Origin of the sequence: Mediterranea massiliensis (assembly GCF_900128475.1) — a bacterium.
Taxonomy (GTDB): domain Bacteria; phylum Bacteroidota; class Bacteroidia; order Bacteroidales; family Bacteroidaceae; genus Bacteroides; species Bacteroides massiliensis_E.
In genome coordinates this window covers 193,574-215,373 of sequence record NZ_LT635838.1, presented here as the reverse complement: position 1 = coordinate 215,373, position 21,800 = coordinate 193,574, and the positions used below count along the sequence as shown (strand labels likewise).

17 protein-coding genes are annotated in these 21,800 nt (G+C 56.1%); 11 read left to right on the top strand and 6 right to left on the bottom strand.

Translation table 11 applies throughout. From position 1 onward, the window contains the following. Positions 1-3 precede the first annotated feature (3 nt). Positions 4-954 carry a DUF5106 domain-containing protein gene (locus tag BQ7483_RS10935; RefSeq protein ID WP_072545904.1) on the top strand — a complete coding sequence of 317 codons (951 nt, stop codon included), beginning with the start codon at positions 4-6 and terminating at the stop codon, positions 952-954. Between the two features lie 232 nt (positions 955-1,186). Then, positions 1,187-2,653, top strand: coding sequence for a methyltransferase RsmF C-terminal domain-like protein (locus BQ7483_RS10930; protein WP_072546231.1), 1,467 nt, complete (start codon positions 1,187-1,189; stop codon positions 2,651-2,653). Here the strand turns inward: BQ7483_RS10930 and BQ7483_RS10925 are convergent. The 6 genes from BQ7483_RS10925 to BQ7483_RS10900 form a co-directional block, all read right to left on the bottom strand. Continuing rightward, the gene (locus tag BQ7483_RS10925; protein WP_072545903.1) at positions 2,648-3,874 is read right to left on the bottom strand and encodes a TolC family protein; all 1,227 of its coding nucleotides are present in this window, start codon (positions 3,872-3,874) and stop codon (positions 2,648-2,650) included. The two genes, BQ7483_RS10930 and BQ7483_RS10925, sit on opposite strands and share 6 nt — an antisense overlap. After that, complete coding sequence (locus tag BQ7483_RS10920) at positions 3,871-7,029, bottom strand: efflux RND transporter permease subunit (RefSeq protein WP_072545902.1); 3,159 nt, start codon at positions 7,027-7,029, stop codon at positions 3,871-3,873. The genes BQ7483_RS10925 and BQ7483_RS10920 overlap by 4 nt, the downstream gene beginning before the upstream one ends. Before the next feature lie 102 nt (positions 7,030-7,131). After that, positions 7,132-8,352, bottom strand: coding sequence for an efflux RND transporter periplasmic adaptor subunit (locus BQ7483_RS10915; protein ID WP_022019798.1), 1,221 nt, complete (start codon positions 8,350-8,352; stop codon positions 7,132-7,134). Positions 8,353-8,464: 112 nt separating this feature from the next. Beyond that, positions 8,465-8,887 carry a DUF6769 family protein gene (locus tag BQ7483_RS10910; RefSeq protein WP_139247636.1) on the bottom strand — a complete coding sequence of 141 codons (423 nt, stop codon included), beginning with the start codon at positions 8,885-8,887 and terminating at the stop codon, positions 8,465-8,467. A 33-nt stretch (positions 8,888-8,920) separates the two neighbouring features. Next, positions 8,921-10,558, bottom strand: a complete 1,638-nt coding sequence (locus BQ7483_RS10905; protein WP_072545901.1) for an ABC-F family ATP-binding cassette domain-containing protein — start codon at positions 10,556-10,558, stop codon at positions 8,921-8,923. 192 nt (positions 10,559-10,750) lie between these two features. Continuing rightward, positions 10,751-11,578 (bottom strand): outer membrane protein assembly factor BamD, encoded by an 828-nt coding sequence (locus BQ7483_RS10900; RefSeq protein ID WP_072545900.1) that lies wholly within the window; start codon positions 11,576-11,578, stop codon positions 10,751-10,753. Between the two features lie 132 nt (positions 11,579-11,710). Between BQ7483_RS10900 and BQ7483_RS10895 the strand changes: the two genes are divergently transcribed. From BQ7483_RS10895 to BQ7483_RS10855, 9 genes are all read left to right on the top strand, one after another. After that, a complete protein-coding gene (locus BQ7483_RS10895; RefSeq protein WP_072545899.1) occupies positions 11,711-13,147 on the top strand; it encodes a CCA tRNA nucleotidyltransferase in 1,437 nt (478 codons plus the stop codon). A 129-nt stretch (positions 13,148-13,276) separates the two neighbouring features. After that, complete coding sequence (locus BQ7483_RS10890; protein ID WP_072546229.1) at positions 13,277-14,764, top strand: TolC family protein; 1,488 nt, start codon at positions 13,277-13,279, stop codon at positions 14,762-14,764. A gap of 131 nt (positions 14,765-14,895) precedes the next feature. Further along, positions 14,896-16,254: a sigma-54-dependent transcriptional regulator gene (locus tag BQ7483_RS10885; protein WP_022019792.1), complete on the top strand. Its 1,359-nt coding sequence runs from the start codon at positions 14,896-14,898 to the stop codon at positions 16,252-16,254. A gap of 24 nt (positions 16,255-16,278) precedes the next feature. Next, entirely contained in the window at positions 16,279-17,592 is a 1,314-nt protein-coding gene (locus tag BQ7483_RS10880) for a sensor histidine kinase (RefSeq protein WP_072545898.1), read from the top strand. A 249-nt stretch (positions 17,593-17,841) separates the two neighbouring features. Further along, positions 17,842-19,131 carry an inositol-3-phosphate synthase gene (locus BQ7483_RS10875; protein WP_072545897.1) on the top strand — a complete coding sequence of 430 codons (1,290 nt, stop codon included), beginning with the start codon at positions 17,842-17,844 and terminating at the stop codon, positions 19,129-19,131. Positions 19,132-19,213: 82 nt separating this feature from the next. Beyond that, positions 19,214-19,690, top strand: coding sequence for a phosphatidylglycerophosphatase A family protein (locus BQ7483_RS10870; protein ID WP_083535736.1), 477 nt, complete (start codon positions 19,214-19,216; stop codon positions 19,688-19,690). Further along, a complete protein-coding gene (locus BQ7483_RS10865) occupies positions 19,675-20,193 on the top strand; it encodes a GtrA family protein (protein ID WP_072545896.1) in 519 nt (172 codons plus the stop codon). Before BQ7483_RS10870 ends, BQ7483_RS10865 begins: the two co-directional genes overlap by 16 nt. Positions 20,194-20,195: 2 nt before the next feature. Continuing rightward, positions 20,196-20,849, top strand: a complete 654-nt coding sequence (locus BQ7483_RS10860) for a CDP-alcohol phosphatidyltransferase family protein (RefSeq protein WP_022019787.1) — start codon at positions 20,196-20,198, stop codon at positions 20,847-20,849. Positions 20,850-20,853: 4 nt separating this feature from the next. Then, a complete protein-coding gene (locus BQ7483_RS10855; protein WP_072545895.1) occupies positions 20,854-21,795 on the top strand; it encodes a phosphoinositol dihydroceramide synthase in 942 nt (313 codons plus the stop codon). Positions 21,796-21,800: the final 5 nt, after the last annotated feature.

Sequence of the window (21,800 nt, the reverse complement as noted above, 5' to 3'; positions counted from 1 at the left end):
ATTATGATTAGATATTATATATATATTGGACTCATATTACTCCTTACTTCTTGTCATACCAAGCCGGATACGGCAGAAGCAAAAGAACGTACCCATACGGACTCTACCGTCGTACAGCAACAGGCACAGTTCCCCTTCCCCACCATCCCCACTGCCCTGACGGAACCCGAAGCCCGCAAGTCCTACCTCCTCACCCACTATTGGGAGCGTTTCGACTTTGCCGACACCACTTTGGTGGACAACCGCGACGTAACGGAGCAGGGTTTTGTGAACTTCATCGCCCTGCTGCAGGACGGAACGACTTCGGAGGAACTGGCACGCGAGAGTCTGAAAAACTGGTGCGCAGGGTTTGTCGGGAAAGAACATGCACGGCAGGTTTTGACCCAAACGGCGGACGATTATCTCTTTAATCCCAACTCGCCTTTCTACAACGAAGGGCTCTACGGAATGTATCTGGAGGCGTTACTCGGCAAGTTGCCACAGACGGATGCGATGCGTTCCGCTTACCGCTTCAAGCTGGAGCTGGTAAGGCGCAATAACGTAGGGGATAAGGCTACGGACTTTACCTATTACCAGCCCGACGGTACACGCCGCACACTGGCCACCACACCGGTGAAGAACGATCGTCTGCTGCTGATGTTCTACGACCCGGAGTGCGAGTCGTGTCATGAGGTATTGCTACAAATGGCTGCCGATACGGCACTGGCCGAAGCCGTACGGGCCGGCAAGTTGAGTGTCCTGGCCGTCTATACCGAAGGCAATGATGCCGCATGGCGAAAAGCCTTGCCCGACATGCCCGAAGGTTGGACGGTGGGTACCGACCGCGAGGCGGTGAAGACCGGAGCACTATACGACCTGAAAGCGATGCCGTCGCTCTACCTGCTGGACGGAAAGAAAACGGTGCTGCTGAAAGACGCGGCCTACGAAAAAATACGTGCGGCCTTGGGCATCTGAGGCTGCCGGGGCTCCGACGACCACGGACGGAGCCTGAAGGAAATTCGCCGGGAGGCGAATACATGCCTGACTGGGCTTGGCGAAGCCCGTAAAAGGTGACCGCTTATTATAGCAATAAGCGATTGTTTGTTTTGTTTGTAAAGCCATGCAGCCTTCGGGCTGCATGGCTTGTTTTCTGTTTGCTTCTTTCCTGCAAAATCTTTACTTTTGTGGCGAACAAGAAAAAGACATCATGCAGCTACCCGATTCATTTGTCGACTATACCCGCGCCCTGCTGGGCGAAGAAGAATACAAACGCCTGTCTGCTGCCCTGCTGGAAGGCGGGCAGCCCGTCAGCATCCGCCTGAACCCGCAAAAGTGCGGTCGTTCTCCCCTGTCCATTGTCCGTTCTCCATTGAAGGAAGTTCCCTGGGCAACGGATGCCTGCTACCTGGACCGGCGGCTGACGTTCACCTTCGACCCGCTGTTCCATGCCGGGTGCTACTACGTGCAGGAGGCTTCGTCCATGTTTGTGGAGCAGGCGGTGAAGGCCTGTTTCCCCGACAGGCCGCTGGCGGTGCTCGACCTCTGCGCCGCTCCGGGAGGCAAGTCCACCCACCTGCGCAGCCTGTTGCCCGAGGGCAGCCTGCTGGTGGCCAACGAGGTGATGCGCAACCGGGTGCAGATATTGGCGGAGAACCTCACCAAGTGGGGACATCCCGACGTGGTGGTGACCAACAGCGACCCTGCGGAGTTTACCCCGCTGGAACATCTGTTCGACTGCATCCTGACCGACGTGCCCTGTTCGGGCGAAGGCATGTTCCGCAAGGACGAGACGGCCATCGGGGAGTGGAGTCCGGAGAATGTGGACCTCTGCTGGCAGCGCCAGCGCCGCATCCTGCAGGACATCTGGCCCTGCCTGAAGCCGGGCGGGCTGCTGGTGTACAGCACCTGTACATACAATACGAAGGAGAACGAGGAGAACGTGCGCTGGATTCGCGACGGGCTGGGGGCGGAAGTGCTGCCGCTCGACGTGCCGGCCGAATGGGGCATTACCGGCAATCTGCTGGCAGGCGAGGACTTTCCCGTCTATCGCTTCCTGCCCCACAAGACGCAGGGCGAGGGTTTCTTCCTGGCCGTGCTACGGAAGGCGGGGGAAGAAGACGAGAACGATGGCACGCGGATGACGCAGATGGGGCGGATGAACGCGGACAAGTTGAAAGGGAAGAAAGGGAATGGCGGTAAAGCTGCCTCTCCCTCGTCTTTTGGCAAGGAACAGCAGGCCACGGTGCAGGGCTGGCTGCGCGGGGCCGAGCGATATACCATGGTGCCTGACGGGCAAACGCTGGCGGCTTTCCCCACGGCATGGCTCCCTGTGCTGTCGTCGCTGAAGCAGCATGTCCGTGTCGTGCAGGCGGGTGTGACGCTGGCCGAGGCCAAGGGGAAAGACTGTATCCCCGCCCATGCGCTGGCCATGAGCAGTCTGCTCCGGCGGGAGGCTTTCGCCTGCGAGGAAGTGGATTATCCTACGGCCATTGCTTATCTACGTAAAGAGGCCGTCACCCTTTCAGGAGCGGCCTCTCGCGGTTTTGTATTGCTTACTTATCGGGACTTTTCACTGGGCTTTGTGAAGAACGTGGGCAACCGGGCCAACAACCTCTATCCGCAGGAGTGGCGCATCCGTAGCGGGTACCTGCCGGAAGAAATAAGAATTTTATAGTTTGTTCTTATATATTCTTGCCATCACCTTCTGGTACTGGTTCTCCAGCTGGAGCAGGTTGGCCTGGCTCTGGTAGAGGGCGGAGACTTCCACGAAATACTCAATCATGCTGATCTGACCGCCTTCGAGTGCCTGACGCAGTAGTTTGAGGTCCTGTTGGCGGCCGAAGGTCTCGGCATACTCCTGCATGGAAGCATGGAGGTTGCAGGCCTCGTCGTAGAGCTGCCACAGGGCCGTGCTGGCACTGAGGCGGGCGTTCTCCTTCTGATAGTCGATGCTGAGGGCCTGCGAACGGGCGGCCTTCACCTTGCCCTGGTTCTGGAAGATGGGGAACGAGAAACCTACCACGATGCCGTTCAGCGGATGGCGGCTTTCGGTGTTGCGGCGGTAGCCCACTTCCAGTCCGGGCAACCAGCCCTGACGGCTGACGGAGAGTTGCTTTTGCGCGGCCAGACTTTCGCTCTGGAGCGAAAGCAGGGTAGGGTCGGAGGCCAGCAGCTCTTCGCACAAGGGACCGAAGTCGGCAGGCAGCGGTACGGACGGATAGTCCGTCAATCCTAGGTTCTGGGCCGTGGCGGCAGCAGGGCCGTCGGGCATGGGGCGGCCGGGGACGAGTGACTGGTTGCCGTTCAGGGCGGTCAGCTCCTTCAGCTTGCTGTCCAGAGCCGTGCGGTTCAGGCGGGCTTCGGTGCGGACGTTCAGCAGTTCCAGGTTGATTTTGTTGGTTTCCAGCGAACTGGCGTCGCCTGTCTCCAGGCGGCGCTGATAGAAGGCGGCCAGCTCTTCGGCATTCTTCAGCCGCTCGTCCAGCAGCTGCTGCCGGCGGCTGAGGTGGATGATGTCGAGGCAGGCTTCCTGTGCCTGCAGCAGAATCTGTTGGCGCAGGGCATCGGATTGGGCATCGAGTGATTGTCCCTTCAGGCGGTTCAGGCGGGCGCGGCTGACGTAGAGGGAGGGAAAGTCGAAGCTCTGGGCAATGACCAGTTCGCCCACGGTGATGTTCTTGTCGTCCGAGTCCCACAGGTGGGCATAGGACAGGGTGGGGTCGGCCAGGTTGTTCGAGGCGCGGTTCTCCAGCTTCTGGGCCCGGACGGTCTGGGCGTTGGCCTGCAACTGCCTGTTGTTGGCTTCAACCTGCCGGAGGATGGCGTCGATGCTGTTCTGGGCGTGCATCCCTGCCGCCAGGGCAAGGCATGCACAGAGTATACCTATTCTTTTCATTTTTTCTTGGTGTGTATGAGCAGATAAACAATGGGGATGATGAATCCGTTGAGGAAAGTCGAAGTCAGCAGGCCGCCGAGAATCACTTTTGCCATGGGGCTCTGTATCTCGTTGCCGGGCAGGTCACCGCCCAGTGCCAGCGGAATGAGGGCCAGGGCACTGCTGAGGGCCGTCATCAGAATGGGGTTGAGGCGGTCCAGCGAACCTCGGATAACGCTGTCGTGAACCGTATATCCTTCTTCGCTTTGCAGGTGGTTGTAGTGGCTGATGAGCAGCATGCCGTTGCGGGTGGCGATGCCGAACAGCGAAATGAAGCCGATGATGGCCGGGATGCTCACTTCGCCGGTGGTCAGCAGCAGGGCAAAGACGCCTCCGATGAGGGCCAGCGGCAGGTTGATGAGGATGACGGCACTTTCCTTGACGCTGCGGAACTCGTGGAAGAGCAGCAGGAAGATGACGACGATGGACATCAGTGACGTCAGCAGCAGCGTGCGGCTGGCTGCCTGCTCGCTTTCGAACTGACCGCCGTACTCCACGTGGTAGCCTTCGGGCAGCTTGATCTGCGTATCGATGCGGGCCTGGATGTCGTTGACTACGGAACGCAGGTCGCGGTCGGCCACATTGGCCGAGATGACAATCTTGCGCTTCACGTTCTCGCGGCTGATGCTGTTGGGGCCCTGGGTGGAGCGGATGTCGGCTACGTAGTTGAGCGGTATCTGACGGCCGTCGCCCGTGTCAATCATCAGGTCGCCTATTTTGGAGGCCTGGTCGCGCAGGTCGTCGCGCATGCGGACCGTGAGGTTGAACGACTTGCCCTGCTCGTAGACTTGCGATACGGCTTCGCCTGCCAGGCAAGCGTTGACATACTCGGCAAACTGGGGCAGGGTGATGCCGTAGCGGGCCAGCATCTCGCGGCGGGGCGTGATGGTGAGCTGCGGCCGTTCGATCTGCTGCTCCACGGTGAGGTCTGCGATGCCCGGTACGTCCTGTATGTTGGACTTTATCTCGTTGCCCAGGGCAAACATGCGGTTCAGGTCGTCACCGAAGAGCTTGATGGCAATGTTGGCCTTCGTGCCGCTGAGCATGGCGTCGATGCGGTGGCTGATGGGCTGGCCTATCTCGACATTGGCTCCCACAAGGGTACTGAGTTTCTGGCGGACTTCGGCCACAACTTCACTGCGCGGCCGGTCTTTCAGTTCAAAGGGAGCCTCGATTTCCGAAGTGTTGACGCCCAGCGCGTGTTCGTCCAGTTCGGCGCGGCCGGTCTTGCGCGCTACAGTCTGGATTTCGGGCACGGTGAGCAGCAGCTCCTCGGCACGGCGGCCGATGGCGTCGCTCTCTTCCAGCGAGATGCCCGGCAGCGAGGAGACGTTGATGGTGAACGACCCTTCGTTGAACGGGGGCAGGAACGAGCGGCCCAGGGTGAAGAACAGACCCAGTGCGACGGCGAAGAGGGCGATGGTACAACCCAATACGGCACGCTTGTGCTGCAAGGCTTTTTCGAGCACTGCGCCGTAGGCGTTCTTTAGCGTACGGGCCACGGCGGAGTCTCCATTGCCGTTTTTCTTATCGGAAGAAAGGTTGTGGCCCAGCAGGTACGAGCAGAGCACGGGTGTCAGCGTCAGCGCCACCACCGTAGAGGCGGCCAGGGCGGTGATGAAGGCGACACCCAGCGGAACAAGCATGCGTCCCTCCATGCCGCTCAGGAAGAACAGGGGCACGAAGCTGACGACGATGATGAGCGTGGAGTTGAGGATGGGCATGCGCACCTCGCGCGAGGCGTTGAACACAACCTGCAGCACGGATTGCTGCTGTCCGGGTGGCAGAAGGCGGTTCTCGTGCAGACGGCGGTAGACGTTCTCCACGTCGACGATGGCATCATCGACCAGCGAACCGATGGCGATGGCCATACCGCCCAAGCTCATGGTGTTGATGGTGAGGCCCATGTAGTGGAGCACGAGCAGCGAGACAACCAGTGACAGGGGCAGGGTGACGAGCGAAATGACGGTGGTGCGGACGTTGGCCAGGAAGAGGATCAGCACGATGACCACGAAGATACCTCCTTCGACGAGCGACTTTTTCACGTTGCCGATGGAGCTTTCGATGAAGCGGCTCTGGCGGAAGATGTCGGTGGAGACATGTACGTCGGGCGGCAGGTTCTTCTGCAAGTCTTTCAGCGAGGCTTCCAGCTTGGCCGTCAGGTCCAGGGTGCTGGTGGCGGGTTGCTTGGTCACGGTGAGCAGTACGGCCGGTTTGCCGCGCTCCGAGGCCAGGCCCAGCTTGGGTGTCTGCGCACCGATGCGTACGTCGGCCACGTCTTCCAGTAGGACTGGAAGTGACGAGCTACGGGCTACGAATGACGAGTTGTTATCGCTACCGCTTGTAGCTTGTAGCTCATCACTCGTCGCTGATTTGACTACGGTCTTGCCCAGCAACTCCGTATTCGTTGTGGCGGTCAGTCCGCGCACGATGTATTCGTTGCCATATTCGTAGATGACGCCTCCGTTGGCGTTCAGGTTCATGCCGCGGGTAGCGTCGAGCACCTGGCCGAGCGTTACGCCGTAGTGACGCATCCGTTCGGGATCGAGCTGTATTTGGTATTCCTTGATGTCACCGCCCAATACGGCTACTTGTGCGACGCCTCCGGTCGACAAGAGGCGCGGACGGATGGTCCAGTCGGCCAGCGTGCGCAGGTCGAGCATGGAGGTGGAATCGGCCGTAAGACCTACAATCAGCATCTCGCCGAGGATGGACGACTGGGGGCCCAGCGTCGGCTTGCCCACACTGGGCGGCAATTCTTCGGCCACGAGCGAGAGCTTCTCACTGACAATCTGACGGGCCAGGTAGATGTCCGTGTCCCAGTCGAATTCGACCCAGACTACGGAAAAACTGTGAGTGGACGAGGAACGTACGCGGCGCACGTGTGTGGCACCGTTGACGGCAGTTTCGATGGGGAAGGTGACAAGCTGTTCCACCTCTTCGGCAGCCATGCCGTTGGCTTCGGTCATGACGACCACGGTAGGAGCCGTCAGGTCGGGGAACACGTCCACTTCCGTATGCAGGGCGGTATAGGTACCGCCGATGAGCAACAGCACCGAGGCGACCAGCACCAGGATGCGGTTCTGCAGGGAGAAATGTATGATTTTGTTGAGCATAACTTGTTGAATGAAGAATTAAGAATGAAGAACGAAGAATCTTGTATATGGAAAATTCTTCATTGGGAAGCATAGCTTCCATTCTTCATTCTTCGTTTAATTTTAGTGTTCATGGCTGTGTGCCGGTATCGCGTTTGTCGCTCCGGCCAGTTTCACCTGGTAGGCTCCACGGACGACGAGGCGGTCGCCGGGCTTCAGGCCGCTGAGTATCTGTACACGTTCACCGTTGTCGACGCCCAGCGTAACGAGCTGCCTGCGGTAGCACTCCTCGTCCAGCTGCAGGTAGACGTAGAAGCTGCCCTGTTCCTCGGTCAGTGCCGAGCGGGGTACGCTGATGACGCCCTCCATGGGCTGGGACAGCAGGTAGATTTCGACGAAGGAACCGGGTACGATGTCGCCGCGGTTGTCGAATTCAAAAGTCACGGGGAGGTAATAGCTGCCTTCACCCGAGGCTTTTCCATAGGACAGCAGGCGGCCGTTGAGGTCCTTTAATGTATATACCTTGTCGTTGTAGGGGGTGCAGAAGTTGGCCGAAGTGATGCTTGGCAGGGCGGAATAATACTTCTCCGACACGTCGGCACGGAGGAAGAGGCGGCGGTTCTGCGTGATGCTCACCAGCGGCTGGCCCACGGTGACGTAGTCGCCTTCCTTGACCAGCAGGCTTTTCACGTAGCCGCTGATGGGAGCGGTGACGGCCTGTCCGCGGTCGGAGTGATTTTTGGCCACGGCTTCATAGCTGATGCGGGCATTCTCATACGCCTGCTTGGCCTGTGCAAACTCTTTCTCGGAAACGATGCGGCTTTCCACAAGTGCCTGCATACGTTCGTATTCCTTCTTCGACACCTCGTAGGCCACGCGGGCTTTCTGGACGGGGTCGCCTTCGGCGATGTTGCCCGACGAGAGCAGGACGAGGGCCATGCCTTCGCGGACGCTCATGCCTTCGGTCACCTTTCCCTTGAACGATACGACACCCGCTACCGGGGCTACGGCTACCCGCTCGTCGCCTTGGGCAGCCAGTACCTGCCCGCTGGTCTTGATGACTTGGGTGAAGCTCCCGGCTTCCACCACACCGGTTTCTACGCCTGCGGCCTGTGCCTTGGCGGGCGGCATGACAATTTCGTCCGAGGTGCCTTCGGCGTGGGTGGCTTCGGCGTGTGCATCGCCTTCGTGGTCGTGACTGTGGCCTTCTTCTTCCAGCGCATGCTGTTCGTGGTTATGGGCTTCGGTGACATGGTCGTGTTCATCGTGTCCGTGGTCGGACCGACTGTTGCAGGAGCCCAATGACCATGCGACGAGGACTCCCAATAATATCAGTTTTTTCATTGATAGATGTGGATTAAGTTCTTGCTGTATTGAAAGAATATGCTTTCCGGCTGCAAAGGTAGTGACATCGGGGTGCAACCGGGTTGCAATGTGCAGAAGCACACTGCGAACGTCAGGCAAGAACAGAAGGGGGAGCCCGCAGCCCTGAGGCACAGACAACGCGGATGCTGTGCAGGGACTCGACGTAGGGTGAGTATAAAGTGACGGATGGTTGTTCGCTGTAAGGACTCAGTGCCTTGAGGAAGGTGCTGAAGTCGGCCGGCAGCAGGACAGGGCGCGGCTGGGGAGTCTGACGCTCCACCCGCGGTGTACGCTGGACGAACTGATGGGTGAGGCAGCCCTTGTCGTGGCAGCAGTTGGGGTGGCCTGCCGGATGGTGATGAGAGTGGGTGGCCTCACTACAGCCGGTGTGCAGGTCGTTCTTCAGGCAGATGGCCTCGCTGCCATGATGATGATGGGGCACGACGGGCACGGCCAGCATCAGAATGCTGAGCAGGAGCAGCAGTGCGGTCGTATAGGGTTTCCGTATCATCATAGCGTTCGGCGTGTAGTTGCGCAAAGATAGGAATTATTTCTTTTCCAGTTCGCTGAGCGACTCCATTTTTTTCTTCTCCAGGAATTCGTAGACACCACAGAGGTGTTCGCGGACGCGCTGGTGGCCGAACTCATAGACTTTGCTCACCAGGCCGTCGAGGAAGTCGCGGTCGTGGCTGACGACAATCAGCGTGCCGTCGAAGTCCATCAGCGCCTGCTTCAGGATGTCCTTGGTCTTGAGGTCGAGGTGGTTGGTGGGCTCGTCCAGAATGAGCAGGTTCACGGGTTCGAGCAGCAGCCTGATCATGGCCAGGCGGGTGCGTTCGCCGCCGGAGAGTACCTTGACCTTCTTCATCGAGGCTTCGGGGCTGCCGAACATGAAGGCGCCCAGCAGGTCGCGTATCTTGTTGCGTATCTCGCCCTTGGCCACGTCGTCGATGGTCTGGAAGACGGTCAGGTTCTCGTCGAGCAGGGAGGCCTGGTTCTGGGCGAAGTAGCCTATCTGCACTTTGTGCCCCAGCGTCAGGGTGCCTTCGTGCTCAATCTCGCCCATGATGCACTTCACCAGTGTGGACTTTCCCTCGCCGTTGCGGCCCACGAAGGCCACCTTGTCGCCACGCTCGATGGTGAGCGTCGCGTTCTTGAATACCACGTGGTCGCCATACGTCTTGCCTACGCCTTCCATGATGACGGGGTAGGTGCCCGAGCGGGGCGACGGGGGAAATTTGAGGCGCAGGGCCGAGGTGTCTTCTTCGTCCACTTCGAGCAGCTCCAGCTTCTCCAGCATCTTTACGCGGCTCTGCACCTGCAGGGTCTTGGAGTAGGTTCCCTTGAAGCGTTCGATGAACTCCTTCGTCTCGGCAATGAACTTCTGCTGTTCGTCGTAGGCCTTCTGCTGCTGTTCGCGGCGTTCCTTGCGCAGTTCGAGGTATTTGGAGTAGTTCACCTTGTAGTCGTAGATGCGGCCCATCGTTACCTCGATGGTGCGGGTGGTGATGTTGTCCACGAACTTGCGGTCATGGCTGATGACTACCACTGCCTTGCCGTTGCTGATGAGGAAGTCTTCGAGCCACTGGATGGACTCGATGTCGAGGTGGTTGGTGGGCTCGTCGAGGAGTAGCACGTCGGGCTTCTGCAGGAGCAGCTTGGCCAGCTCGATGCGCATGCGCCATCCGCCGCTGAAGTCGCTCGTCGGTCGGTTGAAGTCCGTCCGCTCGAAGCCGAGGCCCAGCAAGGTCTTCTCCACATCTTCCTCGTAGTTGGTGGCATCGATGGCGTAGAACTTCTCGCTCAGGGCCGACACCCGTTCGATGAGCTCCATGTAGCTGTCGCTCTCGTAGTCGGTGCGTGTCTCCAGTTCCTTGTTCAGGCGGTCTATCTCGGCCTCCATTTCGTGCAGGTGGGCGAAGGCCTGGGCGGCTTCTTCGAACACGGTACGTCCGTCTTCGGTCATCAGGTGCTGGGGCAGGTAGGCAATGACGCAGTCCTTGGGCGCCGAAACCTTGCCGCGGGTAGGCTGGCGCACGCCGGCCAGAATCTTCAGCAGGGTGCTTTTGCCCGCTCCGTTCTTGCCCATGAGGGCGATGCGGTCTTTCTCGTTGATGACGAAGGATATGTCACTGAACAGGGTGGTGCCGCCAAATTCTACGGCCAGTCCGTCTATGCTTATCATATTATATATTGTATCTATTGGGGTTTATGGAATGAGGGTACCGCTTGTCTTGCGAAAAAGTTTAAGCTGGGCAAAGCGTTCGTTTAAGCTGGGCAAACCATCCGTTTAAGCTGGACAAAAGGATGCTTTACCCAGGGCAAACGACTGGTTTCCTACAAGCGGGTATGCATGCAGGTCTCGTGGAGGCGGGGCTTATTCGGCCTCCGTCTTCCGTTCGGACATCTTTTTCTGTACGAACTGTATCTTCAGATGGGCTTCTTCCAGGTTCTTCTTGATTTCGGTGATGGCGGAAAGCACCTTGGACAACTCGTAGACGCTGGCGGCAGCCTGGCGGTCGGCAGGCGTCATCTGGGTGGTGTAAGAGCGTTCTCCCTGATAGACCACACGCAGGTTGCGGTCCTTGTTGGCGGCTACAAAACCGATGAGGCCTCCGTCCTGTCCCATCTTGTAGTCGGCTTTCTCGATGTGCTCGCCCAGGTCGGTCGTCTCATAGCTGTCGCGTGAGGCGGGTGTCTCGGCAAAACTTCCGTCGGGGGCCGTTACCTTGACGGCGGTGTGGTGGATGTTGCCGGCACCGCAATAGATGGACGTGAGGCTCATGAGGCCTGTCTCGTCCGTCTGGAAGCGCAGGAAAGAGCGGTGAAGGTTCCGTTCGATGACTTGCGAGGGCGCCAGGTAGTGGCCGATGCGCTGGTAGGCGGTATCTTTTTCAAGCACAAACTTGCCTTTCATGGCTTCGAACTCCTGCTGCTTGACGGCCAGCATGCTGTCCAGATAGGCCACGGTCTTTTCCTGCTCCTTCAGCTCCACTTCCTGCATGAGGTAGATGCCCTGCCGGCGGGTGTCGAAGGCCTTGGGGTAGAGTAGCTTGATGCTGTCTATCTGCATTTTGGCTTCGTTGTAGTTGCCGGCTTCGAAGGCGGCACGGGCTTCGTCCAGCTTCAGGGCCGCTTTCTTTTCCACGTTCTCGCAGGCAGCCAATGCGCCGCAGAGGCATGCCAGAATGATTGCTTTCTTCATATATTCAGTTTGATAGCGTAATTGTCCTAAATTTTGCCGCATGGCCGTGATGACCCGCTTTGCGGTGGCAAAAATAAAAATAATATTCCTATCTTTGCCTCCGCAAACCATTAAAATGCAAACGAACCGAAGATGATAGAGTTGACTCCTGACGAACTGAAGCAACGCTTCAGCGATAAGATATTCAAACAGATTTCTGAAACGGCTGACGACCTGGGGCTGGAATGCTACGTCGTGGGCGGCTATGTGCGCGACATCTTCCTGCAACGCCCGTCGAAGGATATTGATGTCGTGGTGGTGGGCAGTGGCATTGCCATGGCCGAGGCGTTGGGACGCCGGTTGGGCAAGGGCGCGCACGTGTCTGTGTTCAAGAACTTCGGTACGGCCCAGCTGAAGTATCGGGGTACGGAGGTGGAGTTTGTGGGTGCTCGCAAGGAGTCGTACACGCACGATTCGCGCAAGCCCATCGTGGAAGACGGTACGCTGGAAGACGACCAGAACCGGCGCGATTTCACCATCAATGCCCTGGCCGTCTGCCTCAACAGTGCCCGCTACGGCGAGCTGGTCGACCCCTTCGGAGGAATGGACGACCTGAAGGAACGCACCATCCGTACGCCGCTCGACCCCGATATCACCTTCAGTGACGACCCCTTGCGCATGATGCGTTGCATCCGTTTCGCCACCCAGCTCAACTTCTATATCGATGACGAGACGTTCGATTCGCTCTGCCGCAACAAGGAACGCATCGGCATCATCTCGAAAGAACGCATTGCCGACGAGCTGAACAAAATCATGCTGGCGCCCATCCCTTCGAAAGGCTTCATTGACCTGGACCGGTGCGGGCTGCTCGAACTGATTTTCCCCGAGCTGGTGGCCCTTCAGGGAGTGGAAACCCGCAACGGACGGGCACACAAGGACAACTTTTACCATACACTCGAAGTGCTCGACAACATCAGCCGAAAGACCGACAACCTGTGGTTGCGCTGGGCAGCCTTGCTGCACGACATTGCCAAACCCGTCACAAAGCGTTGGGACCCCAAGGCCGGGTGGACTTTCCACAATCACAATTTCATCGGTGAGAAGATGATACCCAACCTCTTCCGCAAGATGAAGCTGCCCATGAACGAGAAGATGAAATACGTGCAGAAGCTCGTGAGCCTCCACATGCGTCCCATTGTGATAGCCGACGAGGAAGTGACCGATTCGGCCGTCCGCCGTCTCCTTTTCGAAGCCGGTGACGACATCGATGACCTGATGACCCTGTGTGAAGCGGACATTACGTCGAAAAACTCCGAACGCAAAAAACGCTTTCTGGAGAATTTCCAGTTGGTACGCCAGAAGCTGAAGGACCTGGAAGAGCGCGACCGCATCCGTAATTTCCAGCCGCCTGTCAGCGGGGAAGAAATCATGCAGACGTTCGGCCTTCCCCCCTGCCAGCAGGTGGGAGCCTTGAAGAGCGCCATCAAGGACGCCATTCTGGACGGCGTCATTCCCAATGAATACGAAGCCGCCCGTCGGTTTATGCTCCAACGGGCGGAAAAGATGGGGTTGAAAGAAGTTGGGAAGTAGGGGAGACACTGTCCGCTTTCGGACATGTGAAGTGTCCGAAAATGAACACTACCCCCTGTGAGAACATGTTCTGGCACATTGGCACGGTCTTTGTCTGTAGTGTGGGTGTAACCAAGAACATGTGAAATGATGAAAAAGAATATTTTGATAGCAGTTTGTTGTTGCCTGCCTTATGTTGGATTTGCACAAACGGATACGTTGGTCAGCAATCGCGACATAACTTTGGCGGAAGCTATAGCCCTGGCACGTGTACAGTCGGTGGATGCAGCTGTCGCCTTGAACGAGTTGAAGACGGCTTATTGGGAGTATCGTACTTTCAGAGCCAATTTGCTTCCTGAGGTTAATCTGACCGGTACGTTGCCCAGTTACAACAAATCGTATAGTACGTATCAGAATTCCGATGGCTCGTATACGTTTGTTCGCAACAATACATTGAACCTGGCGGGAGAAATATCCATTGACCAGAATATCTGGTTGACGGGCGGCAAGCTGTCGCTGACTTCGTCACTCAACTATGTGAAACAGCTTGGATCCGGTGGATATCATCAGTTCATGTCGGTGCCGGTCGGGTTGGAGTTGACCCAACCCATCTTTGGCGTGAATACGTTGAAGTGGGACCGCCGCATTGAGCCGGTCCGCTATGCGGAAGCGAAAGCCGCATTTATCTCGGCTACTGAAAATGTGACCATTACAGCCATTACTTATTTCTTTAATTTGTTGTTGTCCAAGGAGACACTGGCCACGGCCCGGCAGAACAAGGAGAATGCCGACCGCCTGTATGAGGTGGCGATTGCCAAACGGAAGATGGGGCAGATCTCTGAAAACGACCTGCTCCAGTTGAAACTCAATGCCTTGCAGGGGAAGGCCGATGTGACGGCTGCTGAAAGTGACCTGAATGCGAAAATGTTTCAGCTTCGTTCTTTCCTCGGCGTGTCCGAACAGGATGTGCTCAATCCTGTACTGCCGGAGTCGGTGCCCGACCTGCACATGGATTACCGTCAGGTGCTGGATAAGGCATTGGAACGTAACTCTTTCGCCCAGAACATCCGTCGGCGGCAGCTGGAAGCCGATTATGAAGTGGCTACGGCCAAGGGCAACCTGCGAAGCATCGACCTTTTCGCCAGCATCGGCTATACGGGTCAGAACCGTGACTTCAAGGCTTCTTATGAAAATTTGCTCGATAATCAGATTGTTCAGGTAGGCGTGAAGATACCTATTCTGGATTGGGGCAAGCGGCGCGGACAGGTGAAGGTGGCCAAGAGCAACCGCGACGTGGTACTTTCCAAAATCCGTCAGGAGCAGATGGACTTCAATCAGGACATTTTCCTGCTGGTGGAGAATTTCAATAACCAGGCCCAGCAATTGGGCATAGCCGAAGAAGCGGACCGCATTGCGGAGAAACGTTACCGGACCAGTGTAGAGACTTTCATGATTGGCAAAATCAGTACGCTGGACTTGAACGATGCGCAGAACTCCAAGGACGAAGCACGTCAGAAACATATTTCTGAACTCTATTCTTATTGGTATTATTTCTATCAGTTGCGTAGTCTGACGTTGTGGGATTTTGAACGGAACGAAGCGTTGGAAGTCGATTTTGAGGCTGTGGTGAAAGACTGAAAGGTTTTCCTGCGGCTTGGATAGCTGCCGCTTTGAGGGCAAAGACCGAAAACCGGGTGGTTGATTTTGTACTTCATGGGGTTTATGCTATCTTTGCGTGGTATGAATACAAAGAACAAAGACAGAAGAATATGATACTGATAGTAGATGATGACAGTGCCGTCCGTTCGTCGCTCAGCTTTATGTTGAAGCGGGCCAAGTATGAAGTAAAGACGGCCGCCGGTCCGAAGGAAGCCATGGATATTGTACGGTCCGAGGAACCCTCGCTGATATTGATGGACATGAATTTCACGTTGTCCACCACGGGGGAAGAGGGGCTGACCTTGTTGAAGCAGGTCAAAATATTCCGTCCTCATGTACCTGTCATTCTGATGACGGCGTGGGGAAGCATTCAGTTGGCGGTGCAAGGCATGCAGGCCGGGGCTTTTGATTTCATTACCAAGCCTTGGAACAATGCGGCTTTGCTCCAGCGCATCGAAACGGCTTTGCAGCTGTCCCATCCGGATGAGTCGCAAAATATAGCCCAGAACGGTGAACTGAAGCGCAGTCATATTATCGGCAAATCCAAAGGCTTGATGGATGTGCTCGATACGGTAGGGCGCATAGCCAAGACAAATGCATCCGTACTGATAACCGGTGAAAGCGGTACCGGCAAGGAGCTGATAGCGGAAGCCATTCACATGAACAGTCGTCGCGAACATCAGCCTTTTGTCAAGGTTAACTTGGGCGGCATTTCCCAGAGTTTGTTCGAAAGCGAAATGTTCGGTCATAAGAAAGGAGCCTTTACCGATGCTTCTTCCGACCGGGTGGGGCGCTTCGAACTGGCAAACAACGGTACCATCTTTCTGGACGAGATTGGCGATTTGGACCTTTCGTGCCAGGTGAAGCTGTTGCGAGTGTTGCAGGACCAGACGTTTGAGGTGCTGGGCGACAGCCGTCCCCGCAAGGTGGATGTACGGGTGGTGTCGGCTACGAATGCCGACTTGCGCAAGATGGTAGCCGAACATACGTTCCGTGAGGACTTGTTCTATCGCATCAATCTGATAACGGTGAAATTGCCTCCGCTTCGTGAAAGGCGGGAAGACATTCCCTTGCTGGTGCGTTACTTTGCCGACCGTCAGGCAGAAACCAACGGTCTGCCTCACGTTGAATTTTCATCCGACGCCTTGAGCTTCCTGTCCCGTCTGCCTTATCCGGGCAATATCCGTGAATTGAAGAACTTGGTGGAGCGAACCATATTGGTCAGTGGAAAGAAGACATTGGAAGCGGCCGATTTCGAGGTACAGTATCAGCATACGGGCGATTCGTCGCAGACGGCAGGGGTCGCTTCGCTGGCCGGCATGACGCTGGACGAGATAGAGCGCCGCACCATCCTCCAGACCTTGGAGCAGTGCAAGGGCAATCTCAGTCAGGTGGCTTCCATGCTGGGCATCAGCCGCGCGGCCTTGTATCGGCGTCTGGAAAAATATAATATTACGGTAAACGACTGAACCCTTTAAACTGGAGAGACATCGGTGCGCATACAGACCTATTTTATCATATTGGTGTTGTTGCTGGTAGGCTTGGGGATTGGTATCCCGTGCTTGCTGGGCGATATGCGGGTGCTCCATCTGTATGTGCTCGAAGGGGGGATCGTATTGATTCTGGTATACCTCGTCTTTTTCTATGGCAAACTGGTGAAACCCATGAATACCATTGGCAATGGCATGGAGCTGTTGCGTGAGCAGGATTTCAGCAGCCGCCTTAGCCCGGTGGGGCAATATGATTCCGACCGCATTGTCAAGATCTTCAATCGCATGATGGACCAGCTGAAGAGCGAACGTCTGCGTCTGCGCGAACAGAACCATTTTCTGGACTTGCTGATTCAGGCTTCGCCCATGGGAGTGGTCATTACCAGTTTCGACGAGAAGGTGACCCAGCTGAATCCGATGGCAGTCAGGATGTTAGGCATTGAAGTTTCTGAAATAGAAGGAAAGAAATTGGAACAGGTGGACTGCCCATTGGCGCAAGAACTGGCCGGCATTGAACTGGAACACACATCGGTAGTGCGTTTGAACGACGCGAATGTGTACAAATGCACCCATTCTTATTTCATTGACAGTGGTTTCCCCCATCCCTTTTTCTTGATAGAACGCATGACCGATGAAGTGATGAAGGCCGAGAAGAAGGCCTACGAGAAGGTGATCCGTATGATAGCCCATGAGGTGAACAATACGACGGCGGGCATTACCTCGACCCTCGATACGGTGGAACAGGCGTTGGCCGAAGAACAGGGCATGGAAGACTTTTGTGAAGTGATGCGCGTCTGCATCGAGCGTTGTTACTCCATGAGCAATTTCATTACGCGTTTTGCCGACGTGGTGAAGATTCCTGAGCCGACTTTAGTTCCAGCCAACCTGAATGAAGTGGCCGAAGGCTGTGCGCGGTTTATGGAAGGGATGTGCAACGACCATCAGGTGACCTTGCGCGTGGAGTGCAGTCCCGAAGTGGGGATGGTCAACTTGGACCCGGCTTTGTTTGAGCAGGTTGTGGTGAACATCATCAAGAATGCCGTTGAGAGTATAGCGTCTTCCGAGACATTACCAGCCGGCCAGGGACTTGTCGTAGTCCGTACTTTGGCACCGGCTACTCTGGAAGTGGAAGACAACGGGCCGGGCATCAGCAAGGAAACGGAGTCCAAGCTCTTCAGCCCCTTCTTCTCGACCAAGCCCAACGGACAGGGCATCGGTCTCATTTTTATTCGTGAGGTTTTGAGCCGGCATAAATGTACTTTTTCACTGCGCACTTATAACGATGGCCTGACCCGTTTCCGCATCAGTTTTGTTTAATTGTGGGGAGAAGTCTGTCGCTGGGTCAGATTGAACGTTTGCCGATAATCGGATCTTGTTTGTTGATTGGGTGATTGCAGGAATCAGAAACAATGTGAAGCAGATTATCAGGGGCTCTAAACCATTCCATGTCTGCGGTTTTAACTTAAATCTTACTAATGGAACAATAAAAGCGATAAAAAAAGTAGTGATAAATCAATTAAATGCCCTAATTTTGAGCAATTTTTTAATATAAAAAAGAGAATAGAGATGAAAGAAAACGTAAATCCTGCTACCGGACATCTGGGAGTTCTGGTCGTAGGAGTAGGTGGTGCGGTGGCTACCACGATGATAACCGGTGTATTGGCTGCCCGCAAGGGACTGGCTAAGCCCATCGGTTCGATTACGCAAATGGCTACCATGAAGACACAAGACGGTAAGGAGCATTTGATTAAAGACATTGTTCCGTTGGCCGATTTGAGTGATGTAGTGTTTGGCGGTTGGGACATTTTCCCCGACAATGCTTACGAAGCCGCGTTGTATGCGGAGGTGTTGAAGGAGAAAGACCTGAATCTGGTGAAGGACGAGTTGCAGGCCATCCAGCCGATGACTGCCGCCTTCGACCACAATTTCGCCAAACGTCTGAATGGTACGCACGTCAAGAATGCGGCTACCCGCTGGGACATGGTAGAGCAGTTGCGTGAGGACATCCGCCAGTTCAAGGCGGCTAACCATTGTGACCGTGTGGTTGTCCTGTGGGCAGCCAGTACGGAGATTTTTGTTCCGTTGTCCGATGAGCACATGTCATTGGAGGCGCTGGAGAAGGCCATGAAGGAGAACAATACGGAAGTTGTTTCGCCGAGTATGTGCTATGCCTATGCAGCCATTGCCGAAGGGGCTCCCTTCGTGATGGGCGCGCCCAATCTGTGTGTGGATACGCCGGCCATGTGGGAATTCTCCAAAAAGATGAATGTGCCCATTGCCGGAAAGGACTTCAAGAGCGGACAGACGTTGATGAAGACCGTGCTTGCGCCGATGTTCAAGACACGTATGCTGGGCGTGAGCGGCTGGTTCTCGACCAACATCCTGGGCAACCGCGACGGCGAGGTGCTCGACCAGCCCGAGAACTTCAAGACGAAGGAGGTCAGCAAGCTGTCGGTTATCGACAACATCTTCGAGCCGGAGAAATTCCCCGACTTGTATGGCAATGTTTACCACAAGGTGCGCATCAACTACTATCCGCCCCGAAAGGACAACAAGGAAGCGTGGGACAACATCGACATCTTCGGATGGATGGGTTATCCCATGGAGATTAAGGTCAACTTCCTGTGTCGTGACTCTATCCTGGCCGCGCCCATTGCGCTCGACCTGGTGTTGTTCAGCGACCTGGCTCTGCGTGCCGGGATGTGCGGCATCCAGACTTGGCTGTCGTTCTTCTGCAAGAGTCCGATGCACGACTTCGAGCATGAGCCTGTTCACGACCTGTTCCAGCAATGGCGCATGGTGAAGCAGACGCTCCGGGCGATGATCGGCGAGAAGGAACCGAGTTATCTCGATTGAGAAGAGAAAAAATGCATGAAAAAAGAGGATGTACACGATGATGAAGAGTGTACACCCTCTTTTGTGTGACATAAAAATAATGATGAATAGTAGACCGCCTTTTCTTCCCATGTTGATAGGCACGGGCTTCGGTTCGGGCTTTTCACCGGTGGCTCCCGGCACGGCAGGTGCGTTGCTGGCAGCCTTGATATGGTTTTTCCTGTCGTTCTTCCTGACGGGGCTCACGCTGTTGTGGGTCACGGTCGCGTTGATTTTGGTCTTTACGGTGGCCGGTGTGTGGGCTGCCGACCGTCTGGAACCGGTATGGGGTGAAGACCCGTCTCGGGTGGTGGTCGACGAGATGGTGGGTGTCTGGATTACGTTGCTGGCCGCTCCGGCCGGACACATCGGATACGGATTGGCGGCCTTTGTCCTGTTCCGCCTGTTCGATATCTTCAAGCCTTTGGGCATTCGCCGGATGGAGAGCCTTCCGGGAGGTATCGGAGTGATGATGGACGATATCCTGTCCGGCATCTATGGTTTCATTCTTTTGATTGCAGTAAGATGGTTGGCCAATTGAGAGGGAAAGACTGGTTTGTCGGCTGGCGTCGTGTGGTGTGGGTGTTTTTCAAGGCCCAGCTTTCCGCCCAGTTTGCCAGTTTCGTCGACTTTCTGGTGACCATCCTGTTGTTCAAGCTGTTCGATGTCTTTTATCTGTATGCCACGTTTCTGGGCTCGGTAATGGGAGGGGTGGTGAACTGTGCCATCAATTACCGGTGGGTATTCCATTCCGAAGATTGCAAGAAGGTGCATGTGGCGCTGAAATACATTGTCGTTTGGGGAGGGAGTATCTTGCTGAACACGTGGGGCACGTTTGCCCTGACCGAGTGGCTGACAGGCATGACGTGGGTCAACAGCCTGCTGGGCTATTATGTGGACAACGTGTTCATCCTGGCAAAAATTATTGTTGCGGTGGTTGTGGCTCTGTTCTGGAACTACCACATGCAGCGTGTGTTCGTTTATCGGAATCATAATATAAGGAAAATCTGGAGATATGTGTTGAAAAACAAAAAAAGAGAATAGATATGACTTACAGAGACTACTTACAACAACTGATTTACAAGATTATCAATCCCGTCGTGCAGGGCATGATCCGGGTGGGGATTACCCCGAACTTCGTTACGACCACCGGCCTGGTGCTGAACATCGTGGCGGCCGTTGTGTTTGTATATGCCGGTTGGGCCGGCGAGGAACTGGCGCTGACGCTTGCCGGATGGGCGGGCGGCATTGTGCTGTTTGCCGGCCTGTTCGACATGATGGACGGGCGTGTGGCCCGGGTGGGAGGCATGTCGTCCACTTTCGGTGCCCTCTACGACTCCGTGCTCGACCGCTACAGCGAACTTTTCACCCTTTTCGGCATTCTCTATTTCCTGCTCTTTCAGGGATATTTCTGGGGGAGCATCATTACGGCTGTCGCTCTGGTCGGCTCGTTGATGGTGAGCTATGTGCGTGCCCGTGCCGAGGGTCTGGACCTGGATTGCAAGGTGGGCCTGATGCAGCGTCCCGAGCGTGTCGTGCTGACGGCTCTGGGTGCCATCTTCTGCGGTGTCTTCCAGGACTGCACGGCTTTCGACAGCGTGTACATCCTGATTGCTCCGTTGGCTGTGATAGCCGTGTTGGCCAACTGGACTGCCTTTGTCCGTATCAACCATTGTCATAAACTGTTGAAGAAGCAATAATCGGATGAAACAGAACGTTTTGCCGCCGGCAGGTGAGTCCCTGCCGGTTCTTGTAGTGTCAGCCCTGTTCCTGGTGCTGACGGGCGTGTTTGTGGGCATCCGTCCCGAGCATTTCTTGCTGGTGGGGCTGTTTCTGCTGCTGTTTTTTGCGGGAAGAACCACCCGCAAGCTGGCTGTGGCCCTGCTGCCCTTTATCATATTCGGCGTGTCCTACGACTGGATGCGCGTGTGGCCCAATTATGAAGTCAACCCCATTGACGTCCGTGGCCTTTACGAAGCCGAGAAGTCGCTGTTCGGCATCCAGGCAGGCGGACAGACACTGATACCCTGCGAATATTTCGCCCTCCACCATTGCAGTGCGGCCGATTTCATGGCCGGTATCTTCTACCTCTGCTGGGTGCCGGTGCCCATCGCTTTCGGCCTTTGGCTTTACTTCAAGGGGCGCCGCAGCCTCTACCTGCGTTTTGCGATGGTATTCCTGCTGGTCAATCTGATAGGCTTTGCCGGCTATTACATCCATCCGGCCGCTCCGCCCTGGTACGCCATGAACTATGGCTTTGAGCCGGATCTCTCCACGCCGGGCAATGTGGCCGGCCTGGGACGTTTCGACGAGTTGCTGGGCATTACGGTCTTCGAAGGCATCTACGGGCGCAACGCCAATGTCTTTGCCGCCGTTCCGTCCCTGCATGCCGCCTACATGGTCGTGGCCTTGGCCTATGCCGTCATGGGCCGTTGCCGCCGCTGGATCATCGCTGTCTTTGCCTTTATCATGGTGGGCATCTGGTGGACGGCCGTCTATTCCGGCCATCACTATCTCATCGACGTGTCGCTGGGCATCTGCTGTGCCTTGCTGGGCATTCTGCTGTTCGAACAGGGGCTGATGCGCTGGGGGGCTTTCCGTCGTTTCTTCGGCCGCTACAGCCGCTACATCGGGGCGGCGAACTGACCCCG

Bases quoted from the DNA above. Each gene is read 5' to 3' on its own strand.
- BQ7483_RS10935 (WP_072545904.1), top strand. From the start codon at position 4: ATGATTAGATATTATATATATATTGGACTCATATTACTCCTTACTTCT.
- BQ7483_RS10930 (WP_072546231.1), top strand. From the start codon at position 1,187: ATGCAGCTACCCGATTCATTTGTCGACTATACCCGCGCCCTGCTGGGC.
- BQ7483_RS10925 (WP_072545903.1), bottom strand. From the start codon at position 3,874: ATGAAAAGAATAGGTATACTCTGTGCATGCCTTGCCCTGGCGGCAGGG.
- BQ7483_RS10920 (WP_072545902.1), bottom strand. From the start codon at position 7,029: ATGCTCAACAAAATCATACATTTCTCCCTGCAGAACCGCATCCTGGTG.
- BQ7483_RS10915 (WP_022019798.1), bottom strand. From the start codon at position 8,352: ATGAAAAAACTGATATTATTGGGAGTCCTCGTCGCATGGTCATTGGGC.
- BQ7483_RS10910 (WP_139247636.1), bottom strand. From the start codon at position 8,887: ATGATGATACGGAAACCCTATACGACCGCACTGCTGCTCCTGCTCAGC.
- BQ7483_RS10905 (WP_072545901.1), bottom strand. From the start codon at position 10,558: ATGATAAGCATAGACGGACTGGCCGTAGAATTTGGCGGCACCACCCTG.
- BQ7483_RS10900 (WP_072545900.1), bottom strand. From the start codon at position 11,578: ATGAAGAAAGCAATCATTCTGGCATGCCTCTGCGGCGCATTGGCTGCC.
- BQ7483_RS10895 (WP_072545899.1), top strand. From the start codon at position 11,711: ATGATAGAGTTGACTCCTGACGAACTGAAGCAACGCTTCAGCGATAAG.
- BQ7483_RS10890 (WP_072546229.1), top strand. From the start codon at position 13,277: ATGAAAAAGAATATTTTGATAGCAGTTTGTTGTTGCCTGCCTTATGTT.
- BQ7483_RS10885 (WP_022019792.1), top strand. From the start codon at position 14,896: ATGATACTGATAGTAGATGATGACAGTGCCGTCCGTTCGTCGCTCAGC.
- BQ7483_RS10875 (WP_072545897.1), top strand. From the start codon at position 17,842: ATGAAAGAAAACGTAAATCCTGCTACCGGACATCTGGGAGTTCTGGTC.
- BQ7483_RS10870 (WP_083535736.1), top strand. From the start codon at position 19,214: ATGAATAGTAGACCGCCTTTTCTTCCCATGTTGATAGGCACGGGCTTC.
- BQ7483_RS10865 (WP_072545896.1), top strand. From the start codon at position 19,675: ATGGTTGGCCAATTGAGAGGGAAAGACTGGTTTGTCGGCTGGCGTCGT.
- BQ7483_RS10860 (WP_022019787.1), top strand. From the start codon at position 20,196: ATGACTTACAGAGACTACTTACAACAACTGATTTACAAGATTATCAAT.
- BQ7483_RS10855 (WP_072545895.1), top strand. From the start codon at position 20,854: ATGAAACAGAACGTTTTGCCGCCGGCAGGTGAGTCCCTGCCGGTTCTT.